Source organism: Nostoc sp. MG11 (genome assembly GCF_014904695.1).
Taxonomy (GTDB): Bacteria; Cyanobacteriota; Cyanobacteriia; order Cyanobacteriales; family Nostocaceae; genus Komarekiella.
Genome location: NZ_JACXXN010000159.1, coordinates 1 through 1,769, shown reverse-complemented (window position 1 = coordinate 1,769; position 1,769 = coordinate 1). Strand labels below are relative to the sequence as shown.

Below are 1,769 nucleotides of genomic sequence, written 5' to 3'. Positions count from 1 at the left end.
AGAAGTTGCACCCACCGCTTTTTGTGGCATGGTGCAAGGGTAAGGATAAATCGGGTATGGGGTGGGAATTTCACGAAAATACGGGGTTATATCATCCTGTTAGTTAAAAAGTGGATCTTTTTGATAACGGCTGTTATTTTGATGAGCGGGCAAGTGTTTAATCTTTCCGATATCTCGTATAAAAAAGAACCAAGAAGTCAGATAAACTCCTTTAATTTACTCCTTTAGATATATAAAGAAACCAGTAGGCATAGTGGTACTGTTTTTAACAGCATGATTCAAACTCTAAGCACATCTGGTGTGTTTGAAAGCGGTTTGCCCTTGCTATTATTTCATCTCAAGCAATTCAACTTAAATTCATTAGTCCAGGGAATGTCACGAATTGAGCTATCCTTTTAAAGGATGAATTAATTTATGTCTACTAATTATCAGTTTTATTGTATAGATTTTTGGCTACCTATTAATTATGAATCAAATAAAGATGGCGAGAGCTTTATATTTGCTGATAATGCTGTAAATTTAAGTGTTGCAGCTTTTTCTGTGATTAACTATTGCTTGGAGTCGCAAGCAAATTTCAGAGTGAGTAAATATGAAAGCCTGATAAAAAATCTGGCTTTTCCATTAGAGTTGTATGGAGAAAAGTTTGACTTTTTATCTAAGGGTAATGCGATAGCACTATTAAATCAGATAGACAATAAGTATTCTTGTGAGCTTAGTGGCTGGTTGCAAAATTACATTTATCCTGAGTGGGAGCGCCAAAAATTAAGAGATAGACCTGATATTACCGATTCCTCTATTTTATTTCAACCAAGTTCCGAAGTCCTATCTGTTGAGTTTTTAAGTACTGAGGTTTTAGTTTAAGGATATTTGTTCCTTAAACTAAATCAAAAAAAAGTCTCGCAGCTAATGTCTAAATAGCGCCGATTATTTTGAGGTTGAACAACTTCCCAGAAAGGAGAAACAATTGTTCGTGTCAATATCCAGCAGTTGTTGTTGACCCTTCTGGTTTTTGTGCCGCAACAGTCGAGTATGTCCAACAGAATTTTCAAAACTCATGTTCCTGGTCTGGGAACGTGCGAAGTTTGCAGTCTGGTTTTCAATCAAGTTCCAGTCACAATAATATTGCCCAGAGGAACGAGAGTTGAGCAAAAAAAGTTTTTGAAGATTTGGATTCAAGAGTACACGCAAAATTTGGTATCTAAGGGAGCCTGGGATACTCCAGCGACAGAAGAGGAAGTAAATCAAATTCTCAACGAGGTGTTTGGCAAGCTGAAGGGTTTTGGCAAAGCTTGATAGTCAAGAAACAGAGATGGTCTTAAGCATTTGAGGAAAGGGATTCTGCTGAGGGAGCAAACCCCATAGATGAATCTAGGAGCTTCAAACAAGCATGTTTTGATTTTAACTATGCTCCACTTCATCGAGTGATTCCAATTCAGAAGCAAACATCTGAGCTTGCCTTAAAACTAGTCCGAATAAAAATAAATCTACACGCCATTGGGCCATGATTAATCCACCCCAGCATTTACTTAAAGTAACTTCAATTGCATCGGAACAGAAATTATCATCTTTAACCCATCTGAAGGCTAAACGATAATTTTCATATCCTGGGAGGAGGTAAAGTATGCGTCCTACTTCACTTGTAAAACTTCCCTTCGTAAACCCAAAGTGGTCAAGGATTTCAACTAATTTGGCGGAATTAGCATCAAACATTTTAAATAATCCTTTATTTGAATAGCTGGCTTTTGATGTAGGTTATATTTTCAAATTAA

General features: G+C 36.7%; 3 protein-coding genes. 2 read left to right on the top strand and 1 reads right to left on the bottom strand.

From position 1 onward, the window contains the following. Nucleotides 1-414 precede the first annotated feature (414 nt). The gene (locus HCR01_RS37760; RefSeq protein WP_193200988.1) at nucleotides 415-861 is read left to right on the top strand and encodes a hypothetical protein; all 447 of its coding nucleotides are present in this window, start codon (nucleotides 415-417) and stop codon (nucleotides 859-861) included. Nucleotides 862-1,029: 168 nt separating this feature from the next. After that, complete coding sequence (locus HCR01_RS37755) at nucleotides 1,030-1,293, top strand: hypothetical protein (RefSeq protein WP_193200987.1); 264 nt, start codon at nucleotides 1,030-1,032, stop codon at nucleotides 1,291-1,293. 105 nt (nucleotides 1,294-1,398) lie between these two features. On the opposite strand, the gene HCR01_RS37750 is transcribed toward HCR01_RS37755, so the two are convergent. Continuing rightward, complete coding sequence (locus HCR01_RS37750) at nucleotides 1,399-1,710, bottom strand: hypothetical protein (protein WP_193200986.1); 312 nt, start codon at nucleotides 1,708-1,710, stop codon at nucleotides 1,399-1,401. Nucleotides 1,711-1,769 lie beyond the last annotated feature (59 nt).